General features: G+C 64.8%; 15 protein-coding genes and 1 tRNA gene. 9 read left to right on the top strand and 7 right to left on the bottom strand.

Going from position 1 to position 18,060, the window contains the following annotated elements; genetic code table 11:
• The first annotated feature begins 2 nt into the window (after window positions 1-2).
• Window positions 3-1,235, top strand: a complete 1,233-nt coding sequence (locus BMZ21_RS19205) for an anion transporter (RefSeq protein WP_091837763.1) — start codon at window positions 3-5, stop codon at window positions 1,233-1,235.
• A gap of 476 nt (window positions 1,236-1,711) precedes the next feature.
• On the opposite strand, the gene BMZ21_RS19200 is transcribed toward BMZ21_RS19205, so the two are convergent.
• The 6 genes from BMZ21_RS19200 to dapA form a co-directional block, all read right to left on the bottom strand.
• Window positions 1,712-2,887: an alpha-hydroxy acid oxidase gene (locus BMZ21_RS19200; protein WP_244543913.1), complete on the bottom strand. Its 1,176-nt coding sequence runs from the start codon at window positions 2,885-2,887 to the stop codon at window positions 1,712-1,714.
• A 33-nt stretch (window positions 2,888-2,920) separates the two neighbouring features.
• Window positions 2,921-3,682, bottom strand: a complete 762-nt coding sequence (locus tag BMZ21_RS19195; RefSeq protein ID WP_091837760.1) for an amino acid ABC transporter ATP-binding protein — start codon at window positions 3,680-3,682, stop codon at window positions 2,921-2,923.
• A 10-nt stretch (window positions 3,683-3,692) separates the two neighbouring features.
• On the bottom strand, window positions 3,693-4,358 hold the full coding sequence (locus BMZ21_RS19190; RefSeq protein ID WP_091837758.1) for an amino acid ABC transporter permease: 666 nt from the start codon (window positions 4,356-4,358) through the stop codon (window positions 3,693-3,695).
• A 90-nt stretch (window positions 4,359-4,448) separates the two neighbouring features.
• Window positions 4,449-5,297, bottom strand: coding sequence for a transporter substrate-binding domain-containing protein (locus tag BMZ21_RS19185; RefSeq protein WP_091837755.1), 849 nt, complete (start codon window positions 5,295-5,297; stop codon window positions 4,449-4,451).
• Between the two features lie 128 nt (window positions 5,298-5,425).
• Window positions 5,426-6,853: an FAD-binding oxidoreductase gene (locus BMZ21_RS19180; protein WP_091837752.1), complete on the bottom strand. Its 1,428-nt coding sequence runs from the start codon at window positions 6,851-6,853 to the stop codon at window positions 5,426-5,428.
• A 10-nt stretch (window positions 6,854-6,863) separates the two neighbouring features.
• Window positions 6,864-7,763 carry a 4-hydroxy-tetrahydrodipicolinate synthase gene (dapA, locus tag BMZ21_RS19175; RefSeq protein WP_091837749.1) on the bottom strand — a complete coding sequence of 300 codons (900 nt, stop codon included), beginning with the start codon at window positions 7,761-7,763 and terminating at the stop codon, window positions 6,864-6,866.
• 234 nt (window positions 7,764-7,997) lie between these two features.
• Between dapA and BMZ21_RS19170 the strand changes: the two genes are divergently transcribed.
• The 7 genes from BMZ21_RS19170 (at window position 7,998) to BMZ21_RS19140 (ending at window position 16,828) form a co-directional block, all read left to right on the top strand.
• Window positions 7,998-8,636, top strand: a complete 639-nt coding sequence (locus BMZ21_RS19170; protein ID WP_091837746.1) for a helix-turn-helix domain-containing protein — start codon at window positions 7,998-8,000, stop codon at window positions 8,634-8,636.
• Window positions 8,637-8,758: 122 nt separating this feature from the next.
• A complete protein-coding gene (locus BMZ21_RS19165) occupies window positions 8,759-9,919 on the top strand; it encodes an ABC transporter ATP-binding protein (RefSeq protein ID WP_091837744.1) in 1,161 nt (386 codons plus the stop codon).
• Window positions 9,916-10,794 carry an ABC transporter permease gene (locus BMZ21_RS19160; protein ID WP_091837741.1) on the top strand — a complete coding sequence of 293 codons (879 nt, stop codon included), beginning with the start codon at window positions 9,916-9,918 and terminating at the stop codon, window positions 10,792-10,794. The genes BMZ21_RS19165 and BMZ21_RS19160 overlap by 4 nt, the downstream gene beginning before the upstream one ends.
• On the top strand, window positions 10,791-11,615 hold the full coding sequence (locus BMZ21_RS19155) for an ABC transporter permease (RefSeq protein ID WP_244543912.1): 825 nt from the start codon (window positions 10,791-10,793) through the stop codon (window positions 11,613-11,615). The genes BMZ21_RS19160 and BMZ21_RS19155 overlap by 4 nt, the downstream gene beginning before the upstream one ends.
• A gap of 44 nt (window positions 11,616-11,659) precedes the next feature.
• Entirely contained in the window at window positions 11,660-12,697 is a 1,038-nt protein-coding gene (locus tag BMZ21_RS19150) for an extracellular solute-binding protein (RefSeq protein ID WP_091837739.1), read from the top strand.
• 94 nt (window positions 12,698-12,791) lie between these two features.
• Entirely contained in the window at window positions 12,792-14,840 is a 2,049-nt protein-coding gene (locus BMZ21_RS19145; RefSeq protein ID WP_091837737.1) for a hydantoinase/oxoprolinase family protein, read from the top strand.
• Window positions 14,837-16,828, top strand: coding sequence for a hydantoinase B/oxoprolinase family protein (locus BMZ21_RS19140; protein WP_091837734.1), 1,992 nt, complete (start codon window positions 14,837-14,839; stop codon window positions 16,826-16,828). Before BMZ21_RS19145 ends, BMZ21_RS19140 begins: the two co-directional genes overlap by 4 nt.
• A 589-nt stretch (window positions 16,829-17,417) precedes the next feature.
• Here BMZ21_RS19140 and BMZ21_RS19135 read toward each other — a convergent pair.
• Window positions 17,418-17,494, bottom strand: a tRNA-Arg gene (locus BMZ21_RS19135).
• 147 nt (window positions 17,495-17,641) lie between these two features.
• Between BMZ21_RS19135 and BMZ21_RS19130 the strand changes: the two genes are divergently transcribed.
• A complete protein-coding gene (locus BMZ21_RS19130; protein WP_091837732.1) occupies window positions 17,642-18,040 on the top strand; it encodes a hypothetical protein in 399 nt (132 codons plus the stop codon).
• Window positions 18,041-18,060 lie beyond the last annotated feature (20 nt).

Genomic DNA, 18,060 nt, shown 5'->3' with positions numbered 1-18,060 from the left:
GCATGACGGGCTGGGTTCTCAACGCGACGCAGATCCTCGCTATAGCGATCTTCCTTGCGACCTATGTCGCCATTGCCATCGGCCGGATGCCGGGGTTGCGCGTCGATCGTGCGGGAGCGGCGCTGATCGGCGCAGCTCTGATGGTCGGCTGTGGTGCGCTTTCGCTGGAAGATGCCTACCGGGCGATCGACATGGACACCATCACGCTGCTGCTTGGCATGATGATCGTCGTCGCCAATCTGCGCCTGTCCGGCTTTTTCAAGATCGTGACCGGCTGGGCCGCTGGCCGCGCGCGGCATCCGGCGCTGCTGCTGTCGGTCGTGGTGATCACGACCGGCGTGCTCTCCGCCTTCCTCGTCAACGACGCGATCTGCCTGGTGATGGCCCCCATCGTCGTCACGCTAACCCGTGCTCTCGAGCGCAATCCGGTGCCCTATCTGATCGCGGTGGCGCTCGCCTCGAATGTCGGCTCGACGGCGACGATCACCGGCAACCCCCAGAACATGATCATCGGCAATCTCTCGGGCATCTCCTACGGCACCTTCACCGGCCAACTTTTGCCGATAGCTGCACTCGGCCTGCTGGTGACGATCCTGCTCGTTCTACTGCTCAATAGGCGCGAGTTCATGACGCGGCAGATGCTGCGCAGCGTGGCAGTTCCCACTCACTACCACGGCTGGCTCGCAACGAAGGCAGCGCTGGCGTCGGTGGCGATGATCGCCCTGTTCTTCCTCGGACAGCAGGTAGCGAAGGTGGCGATCTGCGCGGCGGCGCTGCTGCTGCTCACCCGCAGGATCGAGCCGCGCAAGGTCTATGCCGAGATCGACGGGCCGCTCCTGCTGATGTTTGCCGGGCTTTTCGTCGTGGTGCGAGGGCTAGAGCACGCTGTGTTGACGCCTGACCTGCTGGCGCAGGCCGCCCGCCTCGACCTCGGCAACACGGCGATCCTGACGGCCATAACGGCGATCCTGTCCAACCTCGTCAGCAACGTCCCGGCGGTCTTGGTGCTGAAGCCTTTCGTCGAGCATCTGCAGGATCCCCAGCGTGCTTGGCTCACCGTGGCGATGGCCTCGACACTCGCCGGCAATTTTACGCTGCTCGGCTCCGTCGCCAACCTCATCGTCGCCGAACGCGCCGCCAAGGACGGCATCACCGTCGATTTCTGGACTTATTTCAAGATCGGCGCGCCCCTGACGATCGCCACGCTGGCAGTCGGCGTCTTCGTTCTCGCATAGCCTCAATCAGCGGCTTTATCTGACATGGGTACTCGGAAATTTCAGATTCAACGATGGCGCGGTCACGTCGGGGCGGCCCAGCCAGTTTGCGAAATCGTGATAAGGTGTCCTGCCACTGGACTACCCGTAGAGACGGGCGAAACGACAGCAGCAACGCAAGTCCAGCGGGCGGGAAGCAAACGAATTCTGCGCAACTGTCCTGCCTGCGGTCAATCGCATGAATGGCTCTCACGCGATGCGTGGCTGATCGGGGTGGTTGCGGAAACCCTGCCTGATAACAGCCGCGATGCGGTATTGATCTGAAGAGGCGGGGTGCCGGAACTCTGTAACAGTCCGCTGTTTTGACGTGCTTCAAGCCGCGGGGAGACGACCAGCGTGTCATAGGCACGAACAGGGCCTCGCCCATCTGGCCCCCACTCGCCATTGCTCGTTGACCTCAAGAAGCGCTGCTCGCGGTGCGCGACGGCTTCGCTCCGCTATCGGCCAACTTGTTGCGCGGACTCGACCCGCCGGATGTCGGCCAGCTTTTGCGCGCCCAGCATCCCCATCGTCGTCCGCAACTCCGTCGACAGCAGATCGAGCACGCGGGCGGCTCCACCGGCGCCTCCCATTGCAACGCCATAAAGCGTGGCCCGACCAATCATGACGCCACGCGCTCCCAGCGCCAGAAAACGGGCTATATCCGCGCCACGCCGCACTCCACTATCCGCGAATATCTCCATCCTATCCCCGACCGCTTCGGCGATCTGCGGCAGCACGTCGGTCGGCCCCGGCGCGCAATCGAGATTGCGGGCGCCATGGTTGGAGACGACGATGGCATCGACGCCATGCGACCGGGCCGCCAGCGCATCCTCGACGCGCAGCACTCCTTTCACGACAAGCTTGCCTCGCCAGCGTTGCCGCAGCAGGCGAACGTCATCCCAGGTCACGTCCTTCGCGAGGCTGACCTCATCGGCGAGGGCTTCGCGTCCGAGCCGCGTGCGGAATTCCGCAGGGTAATGGGCATAGGTCGGAATTCCGGAGCTCGCCAGCGCGCGCAGCATGACTGTCGCCGCCCAGCGTGGATGCAAAGCCACATCCAGCGCCGCCCGCCAAGACGCTTTGAGCGGAATTCCGAAGCCGTTCCGCAGGTTGTATTCACGGTTCGGGCCGACCGCGGTGTCTGCCGTCAGCACCAGCGTTTTCACGCCCGCCGCCCAGGCCCGGTCGAGCAGATTCAGCATGCGCCGGCGGTCCTTCCAGACATAGAGCTGAAACCAAAGATCGGCGCCGGATTCTGTCGCGATCCGTTCGACCGAGGTGATCGACTGCGTGGAGACGCAGAAGGGAATGCCTGCGCGCGCCGCCGCCCGCGCGAGCGCGATCTCGCCGTCATGCCAGACCAATCCTGCCACTGCCGTCGGCGCAATGACCAACGGCAAAGGCTGCCGCCTGCCGAGAATATCCGCTTCCATCGACGGGTGGGAGACATCGACGAGCACCCCCGGCGAGAGTGCTATGGCGTCGAGCCTGCGCCGATTGGCGAGAATCGAGATCTCGTCCTCGCAGCCGCGGTCGATGTACTCGAAAAGACCGCGTGGCAGGCGCCGCCGAGCGGCTCGGCGGGCGTCCTCGACATTCAGGATGCGGGCGAAAGCGGCAGGTTCAGCCATCGTGCCACTGGGCCAAGCGCGGAATGACGCGGCTCAGCCGCGATTGTGGAAGTGGCTGAGGAAGATTTTCGTCGCCTCCTGTTGGGGTTGGCCAATCACATCGCGGGCCGGCCCCTCCTCGACGATGATGCCGTCGCGCATGAAGACGACGCGATCTGCGACCTCCCGGGCAAACCCGATCTCATGGGTGACGATGATCATCGTCATGCCTTCGGCGGCCAGATCGCGCATGACGCCCAGCACTTCTCCCACGAGTTCGGGGTCGAGCGCCGAAGTCGCCTCGTCGAAGAGCATCACGTCGGGCTCCATCGCCAGCGCGCGCGCGATGGCGACGCGCTGCTTCTGGCCGCCCGAGAGCTTGTTGGGGAAGACGTCGACCTTGTCGCTGAGGCCGACCTTGGCGAGCAGCTTTCGGGCGAGCGCCTCGGCCTGGGGCCTGGGCATCGCTTTCACCGAGACCGGGCCCTCCATCACGTTCTGGACGACGGTCATGTGCGGGAACAGGTTGAAGTGCTGGAAGACCATGCCGGTATTGGAGCGGAACCGCGCCTGCTCGCGCGTGCCGGGCAGCTTCGAGCCGTCGCCGAAGGAAAAGCTGTCCTTGCCGATGCGGATGCGGCCGCCTTCGGGCATGACAAGCAGGTTGAGACAGCGCAGCAGCGTCGACTTGCCGGAGCCGGAAGGACCGATCAGCGCCACGACCTGGCCGGTCTCGACCTGCAGATTGATGTCGCGCAGCACGGTGAGAGAACCGAAACTCTTGCGAAGGCCGTTGACCTCGATCTTGTAGCTCATCGCCGCGCCCTCAATTGCTGTGTGCAAGCCGCTTCTCGGCTTGTTTGGCGATCACGGTCAGCGGCAGCAGCACGACCACATAGATCGCGGCGACCACGGTGTAGACCTCGAGGGCGCGATAGGTGTCCATCGCCGCGACCTGGCCCTGATAGAGCAGGTCCGGCACGGCGAGAACCGAGACGAGCGAGGTGTTCTTGAACTGGATGATCGACTGGTTCATCAGCGGCGGGATCATCCGCTTGATCGCCTGCGGGAGTACGATCCGGCGCATCACCCGCGCGGGCGTCATGCCCAGCGCGAGCCCCGCTTCGCTTTGCCCCGGCTCGATCGACACGATGCCGCCGCGGATGACCTCCGCATAGAAAGACCCGCCATAAAGCGTCAGCGTCACGATCGAGGCAGTGATCGCATCCAGCTTGATCCCGGTCAGGATCGGCAGCGCGTAGTAGAACCAGAGCAGCAGTACGAGCAGCGGCGTCAGCCGGAACATCTCGATATACGCCCAGGACAGCCAGCGGAGAGCGGGTGAACGCGAGAGCTGGGCAACGCCGGCGATCAGGCCGACGATCAGCCCGAGCAGCACGACCGCGATCGTAATGCCGATTGTGACGCCGGTTCCCGTCAGGAAGATCCAGCGATAGCTCCAGACGATGTCGAAATTCCACGTATAGGACATGCTGAACCCTGCCTGCGCATGGCGCGGCCTTGCAGAAGCCGATCGAACGTCGCACGCCGGCTTCCCGCCATGCGGGAAGCCGGCCAATGCTCAGAGCGTGATGCCCGCCGGGATGTCCTCGGAGGTGACGCCGACCTGTTCCAGGCTTTCGACAACGGCGCTACGGACGAGACCGAGGCCGCGTGCGTAAACGATCCAGGTGTTGACGAAATCCCGCCAGGTCTTGTCCGACTCGCGACGGAAGGCCGCATTCGAGGTCGAGCCGAAGAAGGGCTGCGGCACGATGACCTTGCCGAGTCCGGGATCGGCCTTCACCGCGCGCACGCCGCCCATCCAGAAGATGCATTGGGCATCGACACGGCCGGTGCGCAGCGCCAGCATGGCTTCGTTGATGGTCTTGAAGCGGCTGATCTGGGCCTTCGGGCACAAGAGCGTGGCAATCTGATCATGGGCCGAGCCGACATCGACCGAGATCTTCACCTCCGGCTTGTTCATGTCGGCCCAGTTCTTCGGCTCGAAGCCGGGCTTGGCAATGACGACCAGCGCGCTGTCATAGGCCCCAACCGAGAAATCGACCGCCATGGCGCGCTTGGGTGTGGGATTGAGGCCGAACATGATATCGATCTTGTCGGCCTGAAGGTCGAGCACCGCATTGCCCCAGGTGGTTTCCACCAGCTCGAGCTCGACCTCCATGTCCTTCGCCAGCGCAGAGCCGATCGTGTAGAAATGGCCGCTCCACTTGCCCGAGGCGGGGTCCTTGACGAACCATGGCGCGCTCGAAGTCACGGCGCCAAGCCGAAGCTTCCTGTTGGCGATGATGCGGTCGAAGGTATTCTTCCCCGCGGTCTGTGCGGCTGCCCCGTTGGAGGCCAGCGTCAGCGCGCCGACGGCCACCGCGCCAGTGCCGATGAGGCCTGCCAGATCCCTGCGTGTCGTCATTTATTCTTCTCCCGGCGTTATGGGGCGAACCCCGTCATGGTTGGTGAGCCAGGCTCCCGCTTCCCCTGCGGGCATCCGAGACCTTCCACCCCTCACCGAAGGCGGCAGCGGATTTTTCCGTCGTTCTTTCAGTTGTGCTCTGGTGCCAGCAGCACACCCGGATTCATCAGGTTCTGCGGATCGAACAGTGCCTTGACCTTGATCATCAGCTCGTAGCGAAGCGGATCGGCAAGACGCTCCAGCTCTTCGGTGAGCTTGCGGCCGACGCCATGCTCGGCGCTGAAGGTTCCGCCGAAGCGAGCCGCGACATCGTGGATCGCCCGCTCGACCTCAAGCGCAAAGGCCTCCGGGTCAGGCAACGCCGCCCAGAAGGCGTGGCTGAACATCAGGATGTAGTGCACGTTGCCGTCGCCGAGATGGCAGACCACCTCGCTATACGCCTCCGGAAACAGCTTCGCCGCCACTTCGTCCGCAGCCTTGATGAAGGGCGCTACATCGGACGTGCGAACTGCGACGTCATGCGTGATGCTGGCGCCTTCCTTCTTGTTCGCCTCGGAGACCGAGTGGCGAATATGCCAGAAGTCGGCGGCCTGCTGCTCCGAGGTTGCGATCACCGCGTCCAGCACCTCGCCCTGCTCCAGGGCCGCGCCCAGCACCTCTTCGAGGATATCGCGCAGGGCCGTCGTCGCATCCTCGCTGCCGAGTTCGATCAGGACCGACCAGGCGGGAATCTCGGTGAAGGGGAAGCGGGCGCGCTCTGCATGCTTGCGGACCAACTCGAACTGCGAAGCCGAAACCAGCTCGAAGGCCTGGATATAGGAGCCTGCCCGATCCTGCAGCGCTGCCAGCAACCCTACCGCATTGGCCGGATCGGCGGCAGCGACCCAGGCATGGGCGGTGTTCGGCGTCTGCGGGTGAAGCTTCAGCGCCGCACCGGTGATGATGCCCAGCGTGCCTTCCGCGCCGATGAAGAGATGGCGCAGCATATAGCCGGTATTGTCCTTGCGCAGCGCCGCAAGATCATTGAGCACGCGACCATCGGCCAGAACCACTTCGAGGCCTGCGACGAGATCCCGCATCGGACCGTAGCGGACGACACCGGTGCCGCCGGCATTGGTCGAGATCAAGCCACCGATCTGGGCGCTGCCCTCGCTGCCGAGATGCAGCGGGAACTGTCGGCCTGCCTGTGCCGCAGCATTGTGGAGATCGCCCAGCACGACGCCGGCGTCGACGGTCGCAATGCCGGAGGCGCGGTCGAGGCCACGGATGCGGTTCATGCGCCTCAGCGAGAGCATGATGCCGGGCTTGCCGGCGCGGTTGCTCTCCGGCACCGCACCGAAGCAGAGGCCGGTATTGCCACCGACCGGAAAGATCGGCTGCCCTTGCGCTGCGCAGAGCGCGACGACGGCGGAAACCTCCGCCGTCGAAGCCGGCTGGACCACGGCCAGCGCAGACCCTCGCCTGCGCTGACGCCAATCGACAAAATACGGTTCCATCTCGGCCGGATCGGTGATCAGGCCCTTGTCGCCGACGATGCCGCGAAGTGCGTCGAGCACGATCGCCTCCTCAGGCGAGGCTGATGGCTTTGGCCTGCGCCGCCGCGACCTTGAGCTTGGCCATGGTCTGGTCGCTGGGGCCGGTCAAAGGCAGTCGCACCCCGCCGACCGGCATGCCCGCCAAGGCCATGTATTCCTTCAGGGGGCCAGGATTGGTCTCGACATAAATGGAGTCGACGACCGGGTCGACCTTGTCCTGCAGTTTGAGTGCCTCCTTGAGCTTGCCCTGGCTGGCCAGCTCGAAGATCTCGATCCAGATCTTCGGATAGATCGTGGCAGAGGCCAGCACGCCGCCGCGCGCGCCGAGCGCGACATGGGTTGCGAAGAGGGGCTCCTCGCCGGACAGGATCGCGATCTTGTCGCCGGCGTATTTCACCGTCCGGATGAAGTCCGGCATGTCATAGGAGGAATACTTCATGCCGATGATCGAGCCGTCCTCGGCCATCGCCTGGACGGTATCCGCGAAGGCCGCAACCGTTGTCCGGCGCGGGATCTGATAGAGCATCACCGGAAGGTCGAGCGCATCGCGATAGTGCCGGAAATAAGCGCGCATCCCGTCCTGCGTTCCTGGCGCATAATAGGGCGTGACCGTCATGACCGCGGCGGCGCCAGCGGCGGCGAAGTCGCGTCCAGCCTCCAGAGCATCCTCGAAACCGGTCGAGAGCACGCCGGGAATGACCGGCTTGCCATCGGCCGCCTCGACGCAGGCCGCGACGATCTTGCGACGCTCGTCGCGTGAAAGGGCGGGATATTCGCCGGTGCCGCCGATCGGCACGATGCCCGATGCCCCGGCATCGAGCTGGAAGCGGACGAGCCGGTGCAGCGCCTTTACGTCGACGGCGCCGTCGCCGGTCAACGGGGTGACGATCGCGGTGTAGAGGCCGCTCAACTGGTCGTGAGTAAGCGTCATGTGAACCATCCCTGCCGCGCTCGACCGCCACGCTCGGCCCCTCGCCGAGCACGCGCGGTTCCCTGTGGGCGCATCGTTGGGACTGGAGCCTCTTTCACATAGGAGATGAAGTCAACATAAAACTACATAAATGTCGTATCCGACATTTCAGAACCAGAGATCGCCATCAATCTCTTTTCATGCCCTTGCTGGGCGCTTATGACAGAGACTTGGACGACGCGGCGGAGAAGCGGCATGCCGGAACTTTCATGGGCGGAGCAGACGGACGCCAGCGAACCGCCGGAGGCGAGCCGTGCCGCCGAGGAGCAGGGCGTCGACATCGGCGCCCGCCTGCTGAAGCTGCGCAAGGGCCGCCGTCTGACGCTGCAAGACGTCAGCGCGCTCACAGGCGTCTCAGCTTCGGCTTTTTCGAAGATCGAGAGAAACGAACTGTCTCCGACCATCTCCACGATGCAGCGGATTGCGCAGGGGCTCGAAGTCGAGCTGGCGACCTTGCTATCCAGTGAGGAAAACGGGGCTGCGCCCGGTTTTCCGGGGCGGCGGAGCATCAGCCGCGCCGGGAGCGGAAGCAAGCATGCGACGGGCACGTGCAACAACGTGCTGCTCTGTGCCGACCTCAAGAACAAGCGCGCAACGCCCATCCTGACCACGGTCACGGCGCGCTCACCCGATGAATATGCGGCCTGGGCCAAATCCGAAGCGGAAATCTTCGTGATGGTGCTGGAAGGCACGCTGGTCGTTCACAGCCGGCTCTATGAGCCACTCGAACTGAACAAGGGCGACTCGGTCTATTACGACGCCACGACGGAGCACACCTGGACCTCCAAAGGTGAATCCAACGCCGTCGTGCTGTGGGTATTGGTCGATCTCTGACCGCCGAACCGGGGGGTATTCGCACATGGCATTTTATATCGTTTCCGAAAAAATTTGTCTTTTCGGAATTTTATTGTTGCCAGCGAGAAAACTTGGGTTAGCCTCTCGATCAGAGAGGGACCATGACGCAAGCGACGGCAAAGGCGCAGTCATCCGTCACAGCCGGCGAGCCGGGGCTGCGGCTGCGCGATGTGTGCAAGTCGTTCGGTAGCGTCGCCGCGCTCCAGCCGACCTCCTTCGATGTGCCGGCGGGAACGCTCTGTTCGCTGCTCGGCCCCTCCGGCTGCGGCAAGACGACGACCCTGCGCATCGTCGCAGGTTTCGAGCTCCCTGATGCCGGCCAGGTCCTGATCCGCGGCGAGGACCGAACCTATGACCCGCCGCAGCGGCGCAAGCTCGGCATGGTCTTCCAGAACTACAGCCTGTTCCCGCATATGACGGTCGCGCAGAACGTCGCCTTCGGGTTGCGGATGGCGCGGGTGAACCGAGCCGAGACCGAAGCACGGACACGCCGCATGCTCGACATCGTGCATCTGCCCCAGCATGCCGATCGCTATCCGCATCAGCTGTCGGGCGGCCAGCAGCAGCGCGTCGCTCTGGCCCGCTCACTGGTGACCGAGCCCTCCATGCTGCTGCTCGACGAGCCGCTCGGTGCGCTCGACAAGAACCTGCGCGAGCAGATGCAGTTCGAGATCCGCCAGCTCCAGCGCGAGATCGGCATCACCACGCTTCTGGTCACGCATGATCAGGAGGAGGCGCTGACCATGAGCGACATGATCGTGGTGATGGATCGGGGCAGGATCCTCCAGACCGGCTCGCCGGCCGAGGTCTACGAGCATCCACGCACCCGCTTCGTGTCAGAATTTCTCGGCACCTCCAACATCATCGCCTGTACGGTGGCGGGAGCAGAAGAGGGCGGCCTGCGGCTTCGGCTGCCCGGCGACGAGGGGAGCTCCGGGTTCTTCGTTGCGGATGTCCCTGTCCGCCCGGTCGGCAGCACGGTCCTCGTGGCGATCCGGCCGGAGCACTTGCGCATCGTGCCGGCAGGCGAAGCCGGCCCCAGCGAGCCGCGCGCGACCGTCTCGGGCCATGTCTTTCGCGGCGCGACGCATGTCTTCCAATTGCAGCGCCCCGGGCTTGATCGGCCGCTGATGGCCTATCGGCAGATCACCGGGCCGGTCGGCGAGACGGCATTGCCAGTCGGGGCCGAAGTCGGCCTATCCTGGCTGCCGGGCACGGCCCGCCTGCTCGAGGATGAACCGCTGCGGGAGGACGCCGCGTGACCGCCGCGGCGGCGACATCAGGACGACGTAGCCGCCGGGCTCTCGGCGCCGGCCTCTGGCCCGTCCTGCCGGCCGTGATCTTTCTTCTGCTGTTTTTCCTGCTGCCGCTGGCCGAGAACGGCCTCCAAAGTCTTTATGTGCCCGATGCGGCCGGCAAGCTGGTCTTCTCGCTCGACTATTACGCGCGCCTGTTCACCGACGGCTACTATCTCGGCGTGCTGGGCCGAACGATCTGGGTCAGCCTGCTCGCCACCGTCATCTGCATCCTGATCGGCTATCCCGTCGCCTTCTTCATGGTCCGTCACGCCGGGCGCTGGAACGGCCTGATGATCTTCCTGCTGGTCGCGCCGCTGCTGACCTCCATCATCATGCGCACCTTCGGCTGGAACGTGATCCTGGCCCGCAACGGCGTGCTGAATAGTACCCTGATCTCGCTGGGCCTGATCGAGCGCCCGCTGCGGCTGCTGCAGGACCCGTCCGCCGTCATCATCGGCCTTGTCCATGTGCTGGTGCCGTTCATGGTGATCTCGATCGCGGCGGTGCTGAAAGGCATCGATACGCGTCTGGAGGAAGCTGCCGAACTGCTCGGCGCCAGCCGCTGGCGCACCTTCCGCGAGATCACATTGCCGCTGAGCCTCGACGGCATCGCGACCGGCGCCATCGTCGTCTTCATGCTGGCCAATGGCAGCTTCCTGACGATGCTTCTGCTTGGCGGAGGCAGCGTCGTCACCTTGCCGCTGCTGATCTACCAGCAGTTCCTCCTGGTCCAGAATCTCGGCTTCGCCGCCGCCATGGGCAATGTCCTGCTGGTGCTGGCCGTGATCTCGCTCTTCCTCCAGCTGCGCCTGATCCGGCGGGATGGAGGTGCCTCATGACCGCCACCGCATCCTGGCGCAGACTGGAAAGGCGGCTGCCGACGCTGCTACTGCTGGCCTTCGTCCTGATCTTCTTCGCCTTCCTGCTGGCGCCGATCGTCTTCGTTGTCCTGGTCTCCTTTGGCGATTCCGAGATCATCGCCTTCCCGGTCACCAGCTACTCGCTGCGCTGGTATCATCGCCTGCTGGAATATCGGCCTCTGCTCGACTCGCTCTGGTTCAGCCTGAAGCTGGCGGGCGCATCGGCCGTCCTCGCCGCACTATTCGGCGTGCCGGCGGCGCTTGCGCTCGCCCGCAGCCGTTCGGGTCTCGCCGATCTGGTCTCGACCTTTCTGCTGGCGCCGCTCTCGATCCCGATGATCCTGCTGGGCATCGCGCTGCTCTACAAGCTGTCGGCGATCGGGCTCGGCATCTCCTTCACCTCGCTGCTGATCGCCCACACCGTCGTCTCGATCCCTTATGTCGTGCGTACGGTGGTTGCCGTCTATCGCGGAATCGGCCGCAACTACGAAGAGGCAGCCGCGATCCTCGGCGCCTCGCGCCGGCAGATCTTCACCTATGTGACGCTTCCGCTGATCGGCTCCGGCATCTTCAGCGGCATGCTGTTCGCGGTGCTGATCTCGCTCGACAACCTGTCGCTCTCGCTCTTCTTCGGCAGCGCCCAGACCAACACCTTGCCCGTGGTGATGCTGAGCTACCTGCAGAACCAGTTCGACCCCGCCATCGCCGCCATCGGCACCGTGCAGATGGTCATCGCGCTGGTCGCTCTGCTGCTGATCGAGCGCACGGTCGGCCTGAAATTCATGAGTTCGCCGTCGTGACCGAGCGGTTCGCCGCGCAACATCCAAAAAAGGGGAGAACCATCATGAAGACGCTGAAGCCTTGTCGGTCTTTGCTCGCGCTTGCGGGGCTGGCTTTCACGGTTGCCCTGCCCGCCCACGCCGCCGACCTGACCGTCACCGCCTTCGGCGGTGTCTGGGAGAAGTCGTTGCGGACCTGCTATGTCGAGCCCTTCCAGAAGAAGACCGGCAAGACCGTCGATGTCGTGCTCGGCACGCCGGCGCAATGGGTCAACCAGGTTGCAGCCAATCCGGCCAAGCCGCCGATCGACGTGTTCCTGACACTGATCGACGGCGCCGAGGACGCCAAGGCGCGCGGCCTCGTCGAGAAGATCGACCCGGCCAAGGTTCCCAACCTCGCCGATGTACCGGAGCCGCTCAGGCAGGTCGTCGGTGGCGATGCCGTGGTGCTGCATTACGGTGCGGCCGGGCTGGCCTATAACGAGGCCAAGATCAAGAACCCTCCCAAGACCTGGGCCGAATTCATCGAGCGCACGCTCAAGGGCGAATGGCAGGCGGCCCTGCCCGGCATCAACGTCGCCAGCACCACGCCGACCGCCGTGATCTGGAACTTCAACGACGCGCTTGGGGGCAAGGTCGGCGACATCTCGCCGGTCATCGCCAAGATGAAGGCGCTGCGCGACAGCGGCAATGTGATCTTCTGGAACGACGTCAACCAGTTCCTGACGCAGATGCAGTCGGGCGAAGCCGATATCGGCATCTACTGGGACGGCCGTGCCTGGGCCGCGCGCGACGGAGGCTTCAAGTCGCTGAACTTCTACTATCCGGCGCCGGGCGGTGTCGTCAGCCCGACCGTGGTCCAGAAGGTGAAGAACGGCTCGCCGGCGGCCTGGGAGTTCATCGACTTCCTGTTCTCGCCCGAGCCGCAATCCTGCTGGGCCGCCGCGATCCAATATCCGGTCGCCAGCACCAAGGCGCAGTACAAGCCGGAGCAGAAGGCACGCATGCCCAAGCTCGACGAGGTGCGCTGGCCGCCCTTCGCCGAGATCCTCGCCGCGATGCCGAAATGGGTCGAGACCTGGAACAAGGATATCGGCCGCTGAGCGCCGCGGGACCGCCGGCTTGGGCGGTCCCTTCTGATCCGCGAGCGCGACGTCGAAAGCGCGCGCTCGCGCCCGAGACCATTCGGAGGTTTTGATGGGTTACCGTGTGGGCGTCGATATCGGCGGCTCGTTCACTGATTTTGCGCTGTTCGACGAGGATACGCAGAGCCTGAAGACGCTGAAGACCTTCTCCCGTCCCGACCAACCGGGGGCGGAGGTCATGGAAGGCCTCAGGCTGATCGGCGAGCGCTACGGCATCACCCCTGCCGAGGTCTCCTATTTCACCCATGGCACGACGGTCGGCATCAACACGGTGATCCAGCGCAAGGGGCTGAAGCTTGCGCTGTTCACCACCGAGGGCTTTCGCGACGTGCTCGAAGTCGCGCGGCTCAAGATCCCCGACATGTATAATCTGCTCTCCAGGCGCCCGGATCCGCTGATCCCGCGCGACCTCGTCTTCGGCATCGGCGGGCGCCTGCTGGCCGACGGCACAGAGGACCGGCCGCTGGACGAGGCGAGCGTGAGCCGCGCGGTCGAAGGCGCCAAGGCCGCGGGCTGCGAGGGCATCGTCGTCTCGCTTCTGCACGCCTATCGCAACCCGGCCCATGAGGAGGCGGTCAAGGCGATCGTCCAGCGCAGCGCGCCCGACATCCCGGTCTTCGCCTCGAGCGAGACCTGGCCGATCATCCGCGAATACGAGCGCACCATCACCGCAACCATCGGCGCTTACGTGCAGCCGCGCGTCTCGCATTATCTCGGCTCTCTGCAGTCGGCGCTGAAGAAGGCGGGCGTCAGGCCGGAGCCGCGGCTCACCAAGTCCAATGGCGGCGTCATGACCGCCGAGCAGGGCAAGAGCGAATGCGTGCAGATGATCCTGTCCGGCACCGCCTCGGGCGTCATCGGCGCCGCCTATGTCGCCGAGGTGTCCGGCATCAAGAATTGCATGAGCCTGGACATCGGCGGGACCTCGGCCGACGTCGCGGTCATCGTCGACGGCCAGCCGCAATACGGCGTCGGCGAATTGATCGGCGAGTTCCAGATCTACATCCCCTCGGTGTCGGTCTCCTCGATCGGCGAAGGCGGCGGCTCGATCGCCTGGGTCGATGGCCAGGGCGTCCTCAAGGTCGGCCCGGAAAGCGCGGGCTCGCGTCCCGGCCCGGCCTGCTACGACCGTGGCGGCGAACGGGCGACGATCACCGACGCCTTCGCGGCGCTCGGCCTCGTCGGCCTGTCCGAGATCGGCTATTCGGCCGTCACCATCGACCGGGAGAAGGCCCGCTCGGTCGTCGGCGAACTCGCGACCAAACTCGGCCGCACCATCGAGGAAACCGCCGAGGCCATCATCCGCATCGCCGTCTCCGGCATGTACACCGATGTCAGCGCGCTGGTCTCCCGCTTCGGCATCGATCCGCGCGATTTCTCCTGCCTCGCCTTCGGCGGCGCCGGCCCGATGATGGCCTGCTTCCTGGCGCGCGAGCTCAACATGCGCGAGACCGTGGTACCGCCGACGCCGGGCGTACTGTCCGCGCTGGGCGGGCTGATCGCAGATATCAAAAACGACTTCATCAAGACGCTCTACAGCGACCTTGCTCCCGACATGGGGTCGACGATCCGCGACGAGTTCGCCGGGCTGGAAACCAGGGCGAAAGCCTGGCTGCACGAGGACCAAAGCTATTCCGGCGAAAGCCAGCTGATCTATTCGGCCGAGATGCGCTATCGCGGCCAGTCCTTCGAGCTCGACACCCCGCTCGATCCATCGGCGGTCAAGGCAGGCGACGTCGCTGCCATGGCGCAGGCCTTCCATGCCGAGCATGAGCGTGTCTACGGCCACAGCGATCCCACCGCGACGGTACAGATCATCTCGCTGCGGCTCGTCATCAGCGGGCGTACCGCCCGCCCCGAATTCAAGCGTCACGCGCTGGTCTCGGAAGCTGCCCAGCCCCGCCGCCACGCCGAGGTCTGGCTCGACGGGGCGCTACGCAGCGTCGCGGTCTTTGCCCGGGGCGACCTGAAGCCCGGCCAGAGCTTTGCGGGGCCGGCCGTCGTGACCCAGGACGACTGCACCACCGTGGTCCTGCCGAACATGGCCGTCAGCGTCGACGAATACGCCAACCTTCGCATCGTTCCGGAGACCCGGCCGTGAAACTCGACAACACCACGCTGCAGGTTCTGGCCAATTACTGCGCGGCCGCGGCCGAGAGCATGGGCTGGACACTGATGCGCACCGCCTACTCCACCTTCGTCAAGGAGACCGAGGACTTCTCCTGTCAGGTGCTGACCCGCGACGGCTTGACCGTGGCTTCCCCGAAGACCTTCGGCGCGACCTGGTACACCGGCCTCGACTACGGCGACGTGATCAAGATGTTCGACTATGAGGAAGGCGACATCTGCATCACTAGTGATCCCTATTCCGGCTACGTCGCGACCCATACGCCGGACATCCACATGTGGAAGCCGGTCTTCCGCGACGGCGAGATCGTCTGCTTCGTCGGCAACCATATTCACAACACGGATGTCGGCGGTGCCGTGCCGGCGACCCTGTCGCGCACGCTGACGGAGATCCAGCAGGAAGGCCTGCGCATCCCTCCGATGCGGCTGATGCGCGGCGGCGTCCTCAACAAGGACCTGCTCGACATCATCGCCCATAACGTCCGCCTGCCGGAGCAGAACTGGGGCGACCTCAATGCCCAGATCGCCTGCGCCAATGTCGGCGAACGCAAGATCCACGAGATCCTCGACCGGTTCGGCAAGGACAATTTCGTGGCCGGTCTCGATCAGTTGCTCGACTACGCTGAGCATCAGGCGCGTGCCGTCATCAGCACGATCCCAGATGGCGAGTACTTCTTCGCCGACTATGCCGACGAGGACGAGGCGGGCGGCTATCCCGTCCGCGTCGCGGTGAACCTGAAAGTGCATGGCGACACGCTGACGCTGGACTTCACGGGCTCCGATCCGCAGCTTGCGACCTCGCACAACATGCCCACCGGAGGCAAGGAACGCCACGCCCTGGTGACGGTGGGCACGGTCTACGCACTCTACAGCCTCGACCCGACGATGATGCTGAACGCAGGTCTCATGCGGCCGACGCGCGCGATCCTGCCGGAAGGGACCATCATGAATGCCGTGTCGCCCGTCGCGGTCGGGATGCGCACCCTGGCCTGCACTCTGGCCCAGACGGTGACGCTCGGCGCCTTCTGCCGTGCCTTGCCGGATCGGATGCCGGCATCTCCGGCGAGTTCCGTCACGCTGATGAACATCAAGACCAGCACGCGCGCGGGCCGCCCGATCATGGCGTCTGTCGGCCCGGTCGGCGGTGGCGCCGGCGGCAGCGCCTTCGGCGACGGTGCGGATGGGAGCGGGGCGAATCTCTCCTTCCTGAAGAACACGCCGGTCGAGATCAGCGAGGCCGAGATCCCGGTTCGCATCAAGCGCTATGGTCTCGTGCCGGATTCGGGTGGCCCGGGCGAATATCGCGGAGGCACCGGCCTCGAGATGGAGCTCCAGCTCGACCAGCCCCAGTCCATGGTGACCGCCCGCAACCGCGACCGCTCCGTCATTTCGGCCTGGGGGCTGCGTGGTGGCCGCTCGGGCGCCGTCTCGCGCTTCGTCAAGAACCCCGGCACTGCCGGCGCTGTCGAGCTCGGATCGCAGGATCTGGTCAAATGCGACCCCGGCGACGTCATCCTGATCCAGGGGCCTGGTGCCGGGGGCTATGGCTCGCCTCTGGACCGGCCCGTCGAGAAGGTACTCACCGATGTTCGACGTGGATTGGTTTCGGTGGATCGGGCGAAGAGCGACTACGGTGTCGTCATCGCGGCCGATGGCGGGATAGAGCAGGCAGCAACCGCGCAACTGCGCGGACAATTGCGCAGCGACGCCGATCGGGCCGAGTTTGGACATGGTCCGGGTCGATTGGCCTTCGAAGCCGTGTGGACTGAAGCGCGCTACGATGTGTTGACCGGCATTCTCGCCAAGCTTCCGGTGACATGGCGCTATTTCGTCAAGCACGAGATCTTCCGGCAGATTCAGCGTCCGCCTGTCGACGGATCAGATGGCGTAGATGAGATCTATAGAGCCTACGCTCAGGTGACAGACCGCTTCGCCGATCTCCCGAAAGCTTCATACAGATAGAGCACCGCACATGCCGGTCGCACTGGATCATCGGCACATGCTTGCGACGATGATCCGTGTCGCGATGATGGGGTGGTCGACCTAATCGCTATGAGTTCGAGTGCAAACCCGCCGCTGTGCGACACGCGCTCGGCCCTTAGCCAGTTGGCCAAATTGCTCCAAGGCAACTTGCCCAAATCTCGCATGTGGCTTCATGCGGGCGAAATGCGCCGATAGCTGACCTCAGCACCCGTCCTTGAAGAGGAGATTTTGCGCCTTCGAGGCGTGATTTCCGGTTCCATCGACCTGCCCCAGCAGATGCCCGGTTGACACCATAGATGACGTGGCCCGCAGTTCTTATCCAGCGCTGAGTTCGTTTCCGGCGGTCGTGGAGCCCGTTCGGGCATGCGCAGCGACGAGCTCTGGCGCTATGCCTATCGCATAGCACGGTGCCAGGGCCCGGCGCAGGGTGAAGGTTGAAGCGAAGGCCTCAGGCGTCTGACATCCGAGTACACGCGTACCCTGTGCCAGCTGTGACAGACAGGGATTTCGAGGCTCTCTCAGAGAGGCTTCCGACGCTGAAACCGGAGTGTTTCCAAGGCTTCAGAAATGGCGCGCCCGACACGATTCGAACGTGTGACCTTTGCCTTCGGAGGGCAACGCTCTATCCAGCTGAGCTACGGGCGCAAACCGTGCAGGCTGGATAGCCGATCCCCGCTGCTTCGGCAATGCGGGAATTTGCGATGATGCGGGTTCACGCTGCAGGATCGGTCCCGCACCAGGCTCCCACGTATCGGGTGACAGCACGGGAGATCCGCCGATTTGGAGAACGGAGTGGACGGCTTCGAGATCGAGGAGGTCTTCACCGAGAACGGCGACCTCCTCGTGCTCTCTCTGGGGTTCGCGTCGGCGGGCGATCCGCTGGACATCCTGCATATCGCATGTGGCCGGCAGCGCGGCAGCCGTCAGCCGCCGCGGGTCGAAGACCTGCTCTACCTCGAACGCACCGATCAGGATCTGGCCTGCGATGGCCGCGAGGTGATCCGGCTGGCGGCGCGTCTCGACCATGTCGAGCTCGCGCTGAGCGAGGAAGGCGCGCGGCTGCTGCAACTGCCGCGTCTCGTCCAGTTCCGCTTCGGCAGCCGTCCCGAGCTGCTTGCGATCGCGCTGGCGCAACTGAAGGCGATGGCGGCAGCGGGACAGGAGTGTGTCGCCATCGACGGGCCGGCGTGACCGCCCGTCGGCGCGCGGAT

Origin of the sequence: Allobosea lupini, assembly GCF_900109525.1 — a bacterium.
Lineage (GTDB): Bacteria > Pseudomonadota > Alphaproteobacteria > Rhizobiales > Beijerinckiaceae > Allobosea > Allobosea lupini.
This window is presented reverse-complemented; position numbering and strand designations above follow the sequence as displayed.